Origin of the sequence: Corallococcus sicarius, assembly GCF_003611735.1 — a bacterium.
Classification (GTDB): Bacteria; Myxococcota; Myxococcia; order Myxococcales; family Myxococcaceae; genus Corallococcus; species Corallococcus sicarius.
Genome location: NZ_RAWG01000275.1, coordinates 1 through 13,140 on the forward strand (window position 1 = coordinate 1; position 13,140 = coordinate 13,140).

Consider the following 13,140-nt stretch of genomic DNA (forward strand, 5'->3'; position numbering starts at 1 on the left):
CCCCCCCTGCCCCCGGAGCGCGAGCACGCCAGCGCCCTGTCGCTGCTGGCCATGCTCCAGCGCGAGGGTCGCTTCCTGGACTTCGTGCAGGAGAACGTGGCGGCCTTCCCGGACGCGGACGTGGGCGCGGCGGCCCGCATCGTCCACGAGGGCTGCCGCAAGGTCGTGCACCAGTACCTCACGCTCCAGCCGGTGCTGCCGCAGGGTGAAGGCGACCAGGTGACGGTGCCTGACGGCTTCAACGCGCAGCGCATCCGGCTGACGGGCAACGTCGCGGGGCAGCCTCCCTATGGGGGCACGCTGCGGCACCACGGCTGGGTGACCACGGAGGTGAAGTTCCCCTCCGTGAGCCCCGCCATGGAGCCCCGCGTGCTGGCCCCGGCGGAGGTCGAACTTCCCTGAAGCGCGTCCCGTCCCTCCCCTTGCCTTCCAGGTGAAAGGAACCAGGACCTCCTCCCGGAGGGTTCCTGAACGATATGGCCCGATACTCCATCGGCATCGACCTGGGCACCACGCACTCCGCGGTGTCCTACTTCAACCTCGAGGACAGCAAGCCGCGCGGCCCCTCCCAGTCCATGCTGCCCGTGCCGCAGGTCACCGCGCCGGGCACCGTGGAGGCGCGCCCGCTGCTGCCCTCGTTCCTCTACCTGCCGGGCGCGCAGGAGTTCCCCGAAGGGAGCCTGGGGCTGCCCTGGAGCCCGGAGCCGGGCGTCATCGTCGGTGACTTCGCCCGCTCGCACGGGGCCAAGGTGCCCACGCGGCTCGTCTCCTCCGCGAAGAGTTGGCTGTCACACCCCGGGGTGGACCGCAGGGCCGCGCTCCTGCCCTGGCAGGCTCCGCCGGAGGTGCAGCGCGTGTCCCCGCTGGACGCGTCCGCGCGCTACCTGCGCCACCTGAAGGAGGCGTGGGACCACACCTTCGCCCGCGCCCACGAAGAGTCGGGCAACGCGCTGTCGAAGCAGGAGGTCATCGTCACCGTCCCCGCCTCGTTCGACGCGGCGGCGCGCGACCTGACGCTGGAGGCCGCGAAGGCGGCGGGCATCGAGCACATCACGCTGCTGGAGGAGCCGCAGGCCGCGCTGTACGCGTGGCTGGAGGCGATGGGGGAGAACTTCCGCAAGCAGGTCCAGCCCGGCGAGGTCATCCTCGTGGTGGACGTGGGCGGCGGCACGTCCGACTTCTCCGTCATCACCGTGAAGGACCGCGAGGGCGACCTGGAGCTTTTGCGCGTGGCGGTGGGCGACCACATCCTCCTGGGCGGCGACAACATGGACCTCGCCCTGGCGCACACGCTCAACCAGCGGATGGCCGCCGAGGGCCGCAAGCTGGACGCGTGGCAGTTCAACGGCCTCACGTACGGGTGCCGTCAGGCGAAGGAGACGCTGTACGCGGACCCGTCCATGGACCGCGCGCACATCGCCATCCCGGGCCGGGGCTCGTCGCTCATCGGCGGCACGCTGCGCACGGAGCTGACGCGCGAGGACCTGGACCGCGTCCTCACGGACGGCTTCTTCCCGGTGTCCCCCGTCACGGACCTGCCGCGCACCGCGCGCCGCACGGGCCTTGCGCAGATGGCGCTGCCGTACGCGCAGGACCCGGCGGTGACGAAGCACCTGGCGGCGTTCCTCACCCGGCAGGCACAGGCGCTGGCGGCGAGCGCCGACTCGCCGGTGGACGTGGCGGGCAAGGGCTTCCTGCACCCCACCGCGGTGCTCTTCAACGGCGGCGTCTTCAAGGCGGGGCCGCTCAAGGGCCGCGTGATGGAGGTCCTCAACGCGTGGCTCGCTTCGGAAGGGGCGCCCGCGGCGAAGGAGCTGGAGGGCGCGGACCTGGACCTCGCGGTGGCGCGGGGCGCGGCGTACTACGGCTGGGTGCGCCAGGGGCATGGCCTGCGCATCCGGGGCGGCACGGCGCGCGCGTACTACGTGGGCGTGGAGACGGCGATGCCGGCGGTGCCGGGCATGGAGCCGCCGGTGAAGGCGCTGTGCGTGGCGCCCTTCGGCATGGAGGAAGGGACGCAGGCGGACGTGCCGCCGCAGGAGTTCGGGCTCGTCACCGGGGAGCCCACGAGCTTCCGCTTCTTCGCGTCGTCGGTGCGGCGCGATGACCGGGTGGGCGTGCTGCTGGACGACGTGGACTCGGAGCTGGCGTCGGGCGGGCTGGAAGAGGTGGCCCCCATCGAGACGACGCTGCCCGGACAGGCCACGCCCTACGGGGACCTGACGCCGGTGAACCTCCAGGCGGCGGTGACGGAGGTGGGCACGTTGGAGCTGCGGTGCCTGGAGAAGGATGGCCCCGGGCGCTGGAAGCTGGAGCTCAACGTGCGCATGAAGGAGTAGAAGGGGCCCCGTACACCGGAGGCGTATGCGAATCGTCGGCATCGACCTGGGCACCACCCATTGCGCGGTGGCATCCGTGGATCCAGGCAGGGGCTCGGGGGCGCCCGTCGAGGACTTCCCCCTGCCCCAGCTCGTCCGTCAGGGCGAGGTGGCCTCGCGCGCGCTCCTGCCGTCCACCGTCTACGTCCCCGCCGGCCACGAGCTGGCGTCGGAGTCGCTGCGCCTGCCCTGGGGCGATGACGGCGGGCCCTGGGTGGTGGGCGAGCTGGCCCGCTGGCAGGGCGCGCGGGTTCCCGGGCGGCTCGTGGCCAGCGCCAAGAGCTGGCTGTGCCACCCGGGCGTGGACCGCTCCGCGCCCATCCTCCCGTGGGGCGCTCCCGCGGACGTGCAGAAGCTGTCCCCCGTGGACGCGTCCGCGCTGCTGCTCACGCACATGGCCCGCGCGTGGGACTTCGCCCATCCGGACGAACCGCTCGCGAAGCAGGAGGTGGTCATCACCGTCCCGGCCTCCTTCGACGAGGCGGCGCGCGCCCTCACGGTGAGCGCGGCGCGCAAGGCGGGGCTGGAGAAGTTCACGCTGCTGGAGGAGCCGCAGGCGGCCTTCTACGACTACACCGCGCGCCACCGCTCCGGCCTGGAGCAGACGCTGGCCCAGGTGCGGCTGGTGCTGGTGGTGGACGTGGGCGGCGGCACCACCGACTTCACGCTGGTGCACGCGGGCGTGTCGCCGGAGGGGCCCATGCTGCGGCGGCTCGCGGTGGGCGACCACCTGATGCTGGGCGGCGACAACATGGACGCGGCGCTCGCGCGGCGCATGGAGGAGAAGCTCTTCTCCTCAAGGACTGGCGACAGCCGCCGCCTGTCCGCGGCGCAGTGGACGCAGGCCATCCAGGCCGCGCGCACCGCGAAGGAGGCGCTGCTCGGACACGAGCCTCCGGAGAAGTACGGCCTGTCGCTCATCGGCGAGGGCAGCCGGCTGCTGGGCGGCACGCTGTCCACGGAGCTGGGCCGCGACGAGGCGCACGCGCTGGTGCTCGACGGCTTCTTCCCCCTGTCCCCTCCGGAGGACCGGCCCCGTCGCTCGGCGCGCATGGCGCTCCAGGAGCTGGGCCTTCCGTACGTGCAGGACCCGGCCGTCACCCGGCACCTGGCGGCCTTCCTCGCGCAGCACGCGGCGGCGGGCTTCGCGGCGCTGGGGGAGACGCCCGCCAGCGAGGGCGCCCTGCCCCGCCCGGATGCCATCCTGCTGAACGGCGGCGTCTTCAACTCGCCCCAGATTTCGGCGCGGCTGGTGGACGCGCTGTCCGCGTGGTGGCCGCAGGCGCCGCGCATCCCGCTCTTGAAGCACGAATCGCTGGAGCTCGCGGTGGCCCGGGGCGCGGCGTACTACGGGCTGGTGCGGCGCGGGCACGGCCTGCGCATTGGCGGCGGGGCGGCGCGGGCCTACTACGTGGGCCTGCAGCGCGGCGCGGACAGCTCCGAGCAGCCCACGCTCTGCCTCATCCCGCGCGGCTTCGAGGAGGGCCAGAAGGTGGACCTGGGCGAGCGCCCCTTCGCACTCACCCTGGGCCGCCCGGTGCAGTTCGCGCTCTACTCCACGACGAGCGACCGCATCGACAAGCCGGGGGACCTGGTTCCGCTCGCCGAGGACCTCAAGCCGCTGCCGCCCATCCACACGCTGCTCAAGGGCGCGTCGGGCAAGGCGACGGAGGTGCCGGTGCACCTGCAGGCGGCGCTCACGGAGATTGGCACGCTGGAGCTGTACTGCGTGTCGGACGTGGCGGACGAGCGCTGGCGCCTGGAGTTCGAGCTGCGCGGCACCGGCGGCTCGCACGAACTCACCGTCACGGAGTCCATGCCCGCGCGCTTCGCCGAGGCGAAGGACAACGTGGAGCGCGTCTACGGCAACAAGCCGCTGCCCCTGGGGCCCAAGGACGTGAAGCAGTTGGGGCGCACGCTGGAGAAGGTGCTGGGCCCGCGTGAGACGTGGCGCGTGCCGGTGCTGCGCGAGCTGTGGAGCACGCTGTACGCGGGGGCCAGCAAGCGCCGCCGCACGGATGATCACGAGCGCGTCTTCTACAGCCTCACCGGCTTCTGCCTGCGCCCCGGCTTCGGCTACCCGCTGGACGGCTGGCGCGCGGAGCAGACCTTCAGCCTCTTCGACGCGCTGGTGCAGCACCACACGGACAAGGCGGTGTGGACGGAGTTCTGGGTGATGTGGCGCCGCATCGCGGGCGGGCTCACCGAGGCGCAGCAGCAGAAGCTCTACGGCTACCTCCAGCCGCACCTCGCCCGGCGCATCCCGCTGGAGCCGCCCGCGCAGGCCCCCAAGCTCAAGGGCATCCAGCCCGAGGGCCTGGACGAGATGGTCCGCACCGTCGCCTCGCTGGAGCACCTGTCCCCGCGCGACAAGACGGAGGCCGGCCAGTGGATCGCCGCGCGCCTGAAGGCCGAGTCCCGCTCCGGCGGCCCCTGGGCCTGGTCCCTGGGCCGGCTGGGCGCTCGCGTGCCGCTCTACGGCAGCAGCCACAAGGTCGTGGACGTGGAGACGGCGCAGGCGTGGCTGGAGCTGCTCCTGGCGCTGGATCTGCGCAAGGTGGATGGCGCGCCCTTCGCCGCCGCCCAGCTCGCGCGCCTCACCGGCGACCGCACGCGCGACCTCCCCCCGGAGCTGCGCGAGCGTACGGCCCAGGCGCTCGTCGCCGCGAAGGCGTCCGACACCTGGGTGCGGATGGTGCGCGAGGTGGTGGCCCTGGACCGGGCGGACGAGGCGCGGGCGCTCGGCGACACCCTGCCGGCGGGCCTGGCGCTGTCCTGATCCGGAGCGCGTGCGAAGCCTCCCCGACGCCACGGCGCGGGGCGGCGGCACCGGTCGGCGCACGCCCCCCTGACGCACGAAACCCGTCCCGGGCGGATCAGCCCGGCACGGGTCGGAAGTGAGGAGCGGGCTTCGAGACTCCGAGCGGATCAGCCCGGCACGGGTTGGACGTCAGGCGCTCGCTTCGCGACTCCGGGCGGATCAACCCGGCACGGGTCGGACGTGAGAGGCAAGCTCCGCGACTCCGGGCGGATCCATCCCATGGGGGCGCGAGCGTTGAGCGCGCGCCCCACCCGGGCGGAACGTCCCAGCCGGTGGATCAGACCAGGGCGGTGGCCGTCGCGTCGGGCTCGTGCGAGACCGCCGGAGCGGAGTCCACGAGCGTCGGCTCGACGGGAGCGGCGTCCAGGGAGACGGCCGCGACGACCTGGAACACGGGCTCCACGGGGGCCGCCGCGACGGTGGCCTGGGCCTCGTCCTTCTTCGGCTTCTTCGTGCCCGCGCCCGAGCGGCAGCCCCGGCACCACGGCTGGTTCCGGATGGCGCCGTCCGCCATCTTCCGGAGCCCGAACTGCGCCAGCGGCCTGAGCGTCTTGCACTTCAGGCACATCAGCGAAATGAGCACCTCCTGGCCGTCCGCGTCGTAGACGGAGGACTTGCGCCGCTTGCGCGGCTGACCCGGCTCACGCGCCTTTTCCTTCTCGGGCGCCACCGGGACCATCATCGGGGTCACTTTGTAGAGCATCTCTGTCCCTCCCACGCACGGGATCCGGCTTGCACACGCTGACCAGGGGCCGCGCCGACAAGGGCTCTCGCGTGCCTTAGAGTAAGGAGGTTTCCCTCCGTTGGAAACTGATCCCAGGCCGAAAATTCGGCCCGGGCGCCTTTCGCTGATCTTTCGCTGGGTTGCGGCTGCGTTCAGTGCCAGCGGATCAGCGCAGGAGGAAAATTTCCAACGCCCGGGGCCCCGCTCCTCAGGGCTTCGCGTCGGTGCAGGGCGCGGTGCCCGGCACCGTGTGCACGCGGCCAAGTGCCGGAGGCTTCAGGGTATTTCCCTGCGCGCGACCGTAGACGGTCAGCACGTCGCGCAGGTCCTGGCCCTGCAACAGGTTGATACGCTCCGGTGGCAGCGTGGACGTGAGCGCCCCCACCCCGTCCCCGCCGCGCAGGAGGAAGTCCGGCACGGCGACGCGGTAGGTCCCCTTGGCCTTCAACGGCGCCCCACCCGGCAGCGTCACGCCCCGGAAGCGCTCCGGCCCCGGGCACGCCCCCAGCGTCACCTCCAGGCCGGACACCGCGAACACGCCCTTGCGACCGCCGTAGGCCAGCGTGAGGAAGCGGCGCAGCTCGTCCGCGGTCAGCTCCAACACCGCGAGCGTGTTGTCGAAGGGAAGGACCTCGTAGAGCTTCCCGAAGGTGAGCGGCCCCTGCGGCAGGTCCGCCCGGATGCCGCCCGCGTTCATCACCGCCGCGTCGGAGCGGGCCACCTTCCGCATCGCGTCCGCGATGAGGTTGCCCAGCGCGCTCTCCGCTTCGTACACCTGGGGCATGCGGGCCTGGATGGCCACACCCACCGGGCGCCGCTGCTCCTCCTCCACGCGCGCCTCCGCCGGGGCCACCAGCGCCTCCACCCGCGGATCCGGCGTCACCGGAGCGCCCAGGAACGTGGCCGGCACCATCCGCACGTCCTTCGCGTCGCGCAGGCGCAACGGGTCGCACGTGTTCAGCGTGGCGTCCACGGCGCCGCACACGGGGATGGCGGCCTGGATGCGGGTGCGCTCGGGCAGCACGCGGCGCTTCACCGGATCCACGAAGAGCTCCACCACGCCGAACGAGCGGGCCAGGCCCGTCGTCTCGATGACCGGCACGTCGCCGAAGAAGTGCCCCATGGGCTGGTGCGTGTGGCCCGCCACCACGGCGTCCACGGAGCCCGGGGGCAGCGCGTCCAGCACCGCGTAGATTTCGCCGTCCTCGCGCGAGCACCCCGACGTGTCGCGAGGGTCCGACAGGTCCGGGCACTTGCCGCCCGCGTGGGCGATGGCGACGACGACCTCCGCGCCCTGCGCGCGCAACGTGCGCGTGGCCTCCAGCGCGGACTGCGCGAGCGATTCGAAGCGCAGGCTCGCGACGTTCGCGGGGTTCGTCGTCTGCGGAGTCTGCAGCGTGGACAGGCCCAGCAGGCCCACCTTCACGCCCTTCACGGTGACGACGGTGGTGCCGTCATTGCCCAGCCACGCCGGGTGCCGGCCGTCCTTCTCGCGGACGTTGGCGGACAGGAAGGGGAACTTCGCCTGGGCCATGCGGGCCTTGAGCGCTCCCAGCGGATCCTCATCCGGCCGCGTGGCCTGGGGGCCCGGGCCCACCGGTCCGTAGTCGAACTCGTGGTTGCCGATGGCGACCGCCGTGTAGCCCAGCAGGTTGTACACGTCGACGACGATGGCGCCCTCGCCCAGGTTGGACGCCAGCGTCCCCTGGAACAGGTCCCCGCCGTCCAGGAGCAGCACGCCGCCCGGGTTGTCCGCGCGCAGCCGGGCCACGTAGGACGCGAAGAGGGCCGCGCCGCCCTGCTCCACCTTCTGCCCGTCCGGCAGCGTGGCGCGGTGGGGCATCACCCAGCCGTGGAAGTCGTTGGTGCCCACGAGCGTGAGCCGCAAGGGCTCCGCGGGCTTCGCGACGGCGGTCGGAGCGGCGGGCGTGACGGCGTCAGGAGCAGGCGGCGGCCCCCCGCGGCAGGCGGAGGCGAGCGCCGTGAGCGCCAGGGCGGTGAGGCGGAAGGTGCGCATGGGGTGCGCACTTCATCCCGCCCACCCCCCTGCTTTCAACCCGCAACCGTCCGGCCGCGTCAGCTCCGGCGGCGGCGCCCCAGTAGCGCCATCGCCAGCAGGCCCAGCATCGCCGAGGCGGGCACCGACGCGCTGGAGCACCCGCAGCCGCCGTCGTCGTCCGGACCCGAGCCGCCGCCAATCGGGTTGTCGTCCGGCACGATGACGGTTCCACCGCCATCCTGCCCGGTGCCACCGTCACCGGGGGTGCCACCGTCCCCGGCGGTGCCGCCATCCACCTGCTGCGCGATGGCCAGGGGCGGAGAGAACGCCCGGGCCACGTTGCCCCAGGACGCGAGCTTCAGGTTCTCGCCCTGCGTGCTGGAGCTCTGGCCGTCATGCGCGACGAAGAGCCCCTCCGGGAAGGCCGCGCCCAGCGCGCCCGGATAGGCCACCAGGCTGCGCGACAGCTCCACCCCGTCGGTGCCGCCGTCCTGCACCACCTGGAAGGAACCCACCCGGCCCAGCGTGCGCCGGTCGAAGACGACGAAGGTGTTCGCGTTCGGATCCGCGGCCACGAGGTAACCATCCGCTCCCGACGACTCGTACAGCGTCAGCCGTCCCACGGACGACAGCCCACCATCCCCCAAGGGCACCACCTGCTGGCCGGTGGTCCCGCCATCCGCCTGCGCCCCGTAGCGGTAGATGCCCTGCCCCTGTTGCGCCACGTAGACGGCCCCCAGGGTCTGGTCCACCACGAGGCCCGTCACGAAGCCGGTGGTGAGGTCCCGGACCGGGGTGGCCGTGATGCCCCCATCCGTGGGCGTCAGCACGAACTGCCGCACGCCCCCGGCCGAAAGCCCTCCGAAGGCCTGGAACGTCCCGTCCGCGCCGCGGGTCAGGCGCACCGTCCCGTAGGTAACCCCTACATCCAGCGGGGTGGCCGTCGGGGCCAGCCGGGTGAGCCCACCATCCGGGAACGCGTCCATGACGTAGGGCACCAGGCCCGTCAGCGTGGGGTTCGCGCTGAGCACCATCGCCTGGGTCGCGCCGCCCCCCACCGGGAAGCCGTACGCCACGTCCACGCTCGACGACGCGCCCTCGGTGAGGGCCTGGACCTCCGTGCCGTCCAGGGTGGAGAGGAACAGGCCGTTGTTCTGGTCGGACGTGATGAGGCGGCTGGCCGCGGGGTTCGCCGGGTTCACCCACAGGGCCACGTCGTTCACCGTGCCCGCCCCGGAGCGGGCGCCGGGCCGCGTCTGCGACGTGTAGGGAACCTGGACGGGAGCCGTCGTCTGCGCCCCCGCCGCCGTGCTCATGAGGAGGATCGTCAAGGCGGGAATGGGGGGGATGCGCATGGGCGACTCCTGGGCAGGTCGCTCCCTACCTAGGCACTTGGGCTGTCCGGTTCAAGTTCCCGGAACCCTGGAACGGTTGGCAGAGGGCGAAAGGCTCGGGTACAACGAACACCGTCTCCCAGCGAACAGACAAGGGCCATGGCCAAGCGCGCACTCATTACTGGCATCACGGGGCAGGACGGCAGCTATCTGGCGGAGCTGCTTCTCTCGAAGGGCTACGAGGTGCACGGCATGGTGCGCCGCTCTTCCGAGGAGAAGTTCGAGCGCATCGCTCACCTCCAGGGGAAGGTCCAGCTGCACCAGGGCGACCTGTTGGATCAATTCTCGCTGGCGGCGCTGTTGAGCCTCGTCCAGCCGGACGAGGTCTACAACCTGGCGGCGCAGTCCTTCGTGCCCACGAGCTGGAACCAGCCGGTGCTCACCGGTGAGTTCACGGCGCTGGGCGTGACGAAGATGCTGGAGGCCATCCGCCACACCCGTCCGCAGGTGCGCTTCTACCAGGCGTCCTCCAGCGAGATGTTCGGCAAGGTGCTGGAGGTGCCGCAGTCGGAGGAGACGCCCTTCTACCCGCGCAGCCCGTACGGCGTGGCGAAGGCGTACGGCCACCACATCACGGTGAACTACCGCGAGTCCTTCAAGCTCTTCGCGGTGAGCGGCATCCTCTTCAACCACGAGTCGCCCCGCCGCGGCCTGGAGTTCGTCACGCGCAAGGTCACGTACAACGTGGCGCGCATCAAGATGGGGCTCCAGGACAAGCTGCCCATGGGCAACCTGGACGCCAAGCGCGACTGGGGCTTCGCGGGCGACTACGTGGACGCCATGTGGCGCATGCTCCAGCAGGACGAGCCGGACGACTACGTCGTCTCCACCAACGAGACGCACACCGTGAAGGAGCTGGTGGAGATCGCCTTCGCGCGCGTGGGCCTGGACTGGCAGAAGCACGTGTTCACCGACCCGGCGTTCGTGCGCCCGGCGGAGGTCGACCTGCTCATCGGCGACTACGCCAAGGCGAAGAAGAAGCTCGGTTGGGAGCCCACGGTGCGCTTCCAGCAGCTCGTGGAGATGATGGTCGACGCCGACCTGGAGCGTGTGAAGGCAGGGCAGCGGTAAGATGCGCGTCCTCGTCACGGGAGCGGATGGCTTCGTCGGCCGGCATGCCTGCAACGCCCTGAGGGCGGCCGGCGACGAGGTGGTGGAGGTGCATGGGCCCCGAGGCGAGGGCATCAGCAGCACCGCCCTGCATTTCGACATCGCCGACGAGGCGAAGGTCAAAGCGGCGGTCTCCGACGTGAAGCCGGAGGCGGTGCTGCACCTGGCCGGCTTCAGCTCGGTGGCCAAGAGCCACCAGAACCCCGCGCGCGTCTTCGCGGTGAACACCATGGGCGTGGTGCACCTGCTCACCGCGCTTCGCGAGAGCGCGCCCAAGGCCCGCGTGCTGGTGGTGGGCTCGGGCGAGGTGTACGGCCCGGTGGCCGAGGGCACGCTCGCGACGGAGTCCCATCCGCACGTGCCCCTGAGCCCGTATTCCGCGTCCAAGTCCGCCGCGGAGCTGGCCGGGGAGCAGTTCTTCCGCAGCTACGGCATGGCGGTCATCCTCGCCCGGCCCTTCAACCACCTGGGCGCGGGGCAGGACCCCACCTTCGTGGTGCCGTCGTTCGCCGCCCAGATTCGCGCCATCGCGCTGGGCACGGTGGACCCCGTCCTGCGCACGGGCAACCTGGACGCCGTGCGCGACTTCTCCCACGTGAAGGACGTCGTGGACGCGTACCGGCTGCTGCTCACCCAGGGCGAGCCGGGGCAGGCCTACAACGTCTGCAGCGGCCAGGGCCGCACCATCCGCAGCCTGCTGGAGGAGATGCTGCACCTGTCCGGTGTGCAGGCGAGCATCGAGCTGGATCCCGCGCGGCTGCGTCCGTCGGACATCCCCAGCCTCGTGGGTTCGGCGGAGAAGCTCCGCGCCCTGGGCTGGTCCCCGAAGCTCTCCGTCGCGGATGCGCTGCGCGACGTGCTGGGCCCCAGGGTCGGCGGCGCTCCGTCCCACTGACGTAAGCAGTAGAAGCTTGTGGTCCTGGCGTGCCTCACACGGGGCGCGCCAGGGCCTCCCACGCCTCGAATCTGCGGTCCAACGCGGTGAGGGCCCACAGGTCCGCCGCGTTGCCCGGCGTCAGCGCGGCCAGGTCCCGCTGGAGGAACTCGCGGGCCTTCACCTCGCCCCACTCGGACAGGATGCGCAGCGCCATCAGCGACGGCTTGCGCGCCACCATCCGCAAGAGCACGTCCGCCACGCGCGGGCTGCGCTCCGCCGCCGCCAGCCGCTGCACCGCCTCATGGCGGGACTCGGGCGTGGACTCCTCCGCTTCCAGGGGCGCGGCCAGCTCCTCGAAGCGCGCCACGTCCAGGAGCGCGGTGGGACGCGTGCTCTCCCAGTGCTCCACCGTGACGGTGGTGCGCCCCTTCGCCACGCACTCGCGGCGGATGCCGTCTGAGCGCAGCACATCCAGCACGCGCTCCGGCGCGGGCGTGCCCCCCTCCACCGTGCGCAGCGCGCGCTGGGCCAGCATCTGGGACTGACCCAGCAGGTGCGTGCGCAGCACCGTGGCCTCGGCCGCCGTGGGGCTCCCGGACGTCACCCGGTCCCACTTGAGGAACACCTCCGCCATGCCGCGCTCGCGCACGTACCAGCGGTATTCCAGCCACACCGCGCCGCCCCGCCCCGCGAAGCGGGAATCCGAGGGCTCGTGGAGGCGGGGCGCGCCCTCGCGGGTGCCAGAGAAACAACGGTCCAACAGCTTCTGGGCTTCATGAAGTCGCATGGCGGGCGGGCCGGCATTGTAGGAGGGCCTGTCAGGTTCCTCCATCGCATCACGTTCGTGTATGAATCACACCAAGCCTGGGAGGCAGCGATGGAAGCGCGTTCCGAACGGTTCACGTTCTTCTGGCAGCAGGACTCGGCGTTCTCGCAGTGGCACCCGTCCGTGTTCGAGGTGGAGGGTGTCCGCTACACCTGCGCGGAGCAGTACATGATGGCGGGCAAGGCGCGGCTCTTCGGGGACACGCGCGTGCTGGAGCAGATATTGCGCGCCGCCACGCCCAAGCAGCACAAGGCGCTGGGGCGCAAGGTGAGCCCGTTCGACGCGGCGGTGTGGGAGCGCGAGCGTGAGCGCATCGTCTACGAGGGGAACCACGCGAAGTTCACCCAGCACCGGATGCTGTTGGACACGCTGCTGGGCACGGCGGGCACGGTGTTGGTGGAGGCCAGCCCCATGGACCGCATCTGGGGCGTGGGGCTGAACGCGGAGGATCCGCGCATCCAGGACCCGGCCACGTGGCGGGGGCTGAACCTGCTGGGCAAGGTGCTCACCCGCCTGCGCGAGGATCTGCTCGCGCAGGGGATGAAGCCCATGCGGGGCCCCTGAAGCGCCCGTCAGAACTTGAACTGCGCGGAGTGCTCCGGCACGCCGTTGAAGTCCAGGTGCAGCGCGCCGTGGTCGCCGTGGCCCTTCTCGCTCCACGCCTCTCGCAGCGTGGAGAGGTCGAACGACAGGTCCTTGTAGACGAGCGCCTTGCACCGGTCGTTGTTCGCGTCGTGCAGCACGGTGAGCTCCGCGCGGGGCTCACCGCCCGCCGTCTTCGTGAACCGCCCGTCCCAGGCCAGGCCGTAGCGGTGCTCACGGCAGCCGCCGCCGTGCCGGACGGAGAGCTTCAGGATGTTGCCCTTTACGCTGAGGGACTCGACGGCGATGAGGTCCCGGGGCGCGGGCGTCTCCGTCACTTCCAGCGGCAGCACCACCTCCGCCTCCGGGCCCTCGCCGGCCTCCGCCGCGGGCGGGGCCTTGGCCTCCGGGGTCGTCACGGGGGTGGGC

11 protein-coding genes are annotated in these 13,140 nt (G+C 71.9%); 6 read left to right on the forward strand and 5 right to left on the reverse strand.

Annotation, left to right across the window (positions count from 1 at the left end; genetic code table 11):
* The 3 genes from D7X12_RS31620 to D7X12_RS31630 all read left to right on the forward strand — a co-directional run.
* The coding region (locus D7X12_RS31620; RefSeq protein ID WP_147443860.1) for a DUF2760 domain-containing protein at nt 1–402 on the forward strand (402 nt) is incomplete at its 5' end.
* 74 nt (nt 403–476) lie between these two features.
* The gene (locus D7X12_RS31625; protein ID WP_120628966.1) at nt 477–2,339 is read left to right on the forward strand and encodes an Hsp70 family protein; all 1,863 of its coding nucleotides are present in this window, start codon (nt 477–479) and stop codon (nt 2,337–2,339) included.
* A 25-nt stretch (nt 2,340–2,364) separates the two neighbouring features.
* A complete protein-coding gene (locus D7X12_RS31630) occupies nt 2,365–5,157 on the forward strand; it encodes an Hsp70 family protein (protein ID WP_120628967.1) in 2,793 nt (930 codons plus the stop codon).
* Nucleotides 5,158–5,476: 319 nt separating this feature from the next.
* Here D7X12_RS31630 and D7X12_RS31635 read toward each other — a convergent pair whose 3' ends face one another.
* The 3 genes from D7X12_RS31635 to D7X12_RS31645 form a co-directional block, all read right to left on the reverse strand.
* Nucleotides 5,477–5,902, reverse strand: coding sequence for a hypothetical protein (locus D7X12_RS31635; RefSeq protein ID WP_120628968.1), 426 nt, complete (start codon nt 5,900–5,902; stop codon nt 5,477–5,479).
* 229 nt (nt 5,903–6,131) lie between these two features.
* Nucleotides 6,132–7,940 carry a bifunctional metallophosphatase/5'-nucleotidase gene (locus D7X12_RS31640; protein WP_120628969.1) on the reverse strand — a complete coding sequence of 603 codons (1,809 nt, stop codon included), beginning with the start codon at nt 7,938–7,940 and terminating at the stop codon, nt 6,132–6,134.
* A gap of 59 nt (nt 7,941–7,999) precedes the next feature.
* Nucleotides 8,000–9,277, reverse strand: a complete 1,278-nt coding sequence (locus D7X12_RS31645) for a myxosortase-dependent phytase-like phosphatase (protein ID WP_120628975.1) — start codon at nt 9,275–9,277, stop codon at nt 8,000–8,002.
* Nucleotides 9,278–9,415: 138 nt separating this feature from the next.
* On the opposite strand from D7X12_RS31645, the gene gmd reads away from it, so the two are divergent.
* Nucleotides 9,416–10,387 carry a GDP-mannose 4,6-dehydratase gene (gene gmd, locus D7X12_RS31650; RefSeq protein WP_120628970.1) on the forward strand — a complete coding sequence of 324 codons (972 nt, stop codon included), beginning with the start codon at nt 9,416–9,418 and terminating at the stop codon, nt 10,385–10,387.
* A 1-nt stretch (nt 10,388) separates the two neighbouring features.
* Nucleotides 10,389–11,321, forward strand: coding sequence for a GDP-mannose 4,6-dehydratase (locus tag D7X12_RS31655; protein WP_120628971.1), 933 nt, complete (start codon nt 10,389–10,391; stop codon nt 11,319–11,321).
* Nucleotides 11,322–11,355: 34 nt separating this feature from the next.
* Here D7X12_RS31655 and D7X12_RS31660 read toward each other — a convergent pair whose 3' ends face one another.
* Nucleotides 11,356–12,090 carry a hypothetical protein gene (locus tag D7X12_RS31660; RefSeq protein WP_167509067.1) on the reverse strand — a complete coding sequence of 245 codons (735 nt, stop codon included), beginning with the start codon at nt 12,088–12,090 and terminating at the stop codon, nt 11,356–11,358.
* 90 nt (nt 12,091–12,180) lie between these two features.
* Between D7X12_RS31660 and ybiA the strand changes: the two genes are divergently transcribed.
* A complete protein-coding gene (gene ybiA, locus D7X12_RS31665) occupies nt 12,181–12,693 on the forward strand; it encodes a riboflavin biosynthesis intermediates N-glycosidase (RefSeq protein ID WP_120628973.1) in 513 nt (170 codons plus the stop codon).
* Nucleotides 12,694–12,701: 8 nt separating this feature from the next.
* On the opposite strand, the gene D7X12_RS43100 is transcribed toward ybiA, so the two are convergent.
* A partial coding sequence (locus D7X12_RS43100; protein ID WP_158620158.1) for a hypothetical protein occupies nt 12,702–13,140 on the reverse strand: 439 nt, incomplete at its 5' end.

Bases quoted from the DNA above. Each gene is read 5' to 3' on its own strand.
- D7X12_RS31660 (WP_167509067.1), bottom strand. From the start codon at position 12,090: ATGCGACTTCATGAAGCCCAGAAGCTGTTGGACCGTTGTTTCTCTGGC.
- ybiA (WP_120628973.1), top strand. From the start codon at position 12,181: ATGGAAGCGCGTTCCGAACGGTTCACGTTCTTCTGGCAGCAGGACTCG.
- D7X12_RS31625 (WP_120628966.1), top strand. From the start codon at position 477: ATGGCCCGATACTCCATCGGCATCGACCTGGGCACCACGCACTCCGCG.
- D7X12_RS31645 (WP_120628975.1), bottom strand. From the start codon at position 9,277: ATGCGCATCCCCCCCATTCCCGCCTTGACGATCCTCCTCATGAGCACG.
- gmd (WP_120628970.1), top strand. From the start codon at position 9,416: ATGGCCAAGCGCGCACTCATTACTGGCATCACGGGGCAGGACGGCAGC.
- D7X12_RS31655 (WP_120628971.1), top strand. From the start codon at position 10,389: ATGCGCGTCCTCGTCACGGGAGCGGATGGCTTCGTCGGCCGGCATGCC.
- D7X12_RS31640 (WP_120628969.1), bottom strand. From the start codon at position 7,940: ATGCGCACCTTCCGCCTCACCGCCCTGGCGCTCACGGCGCTCGCCTCC.
- D7X12_RS31630 (WP_120628967.1), top strand. From the start codon at position 2,365: ATGCGAATCGTCGGCATCGACCTGGGCACCACCCATTGCGCGGTGGCA.
- D7X12_RS31635 (WP_120628968.1), bottom strand. From the start codon at position 5,902: ATGCTCTACAAAGTGACCCCGATGATGGTCCCGGTGGCGCCCGAGAAG.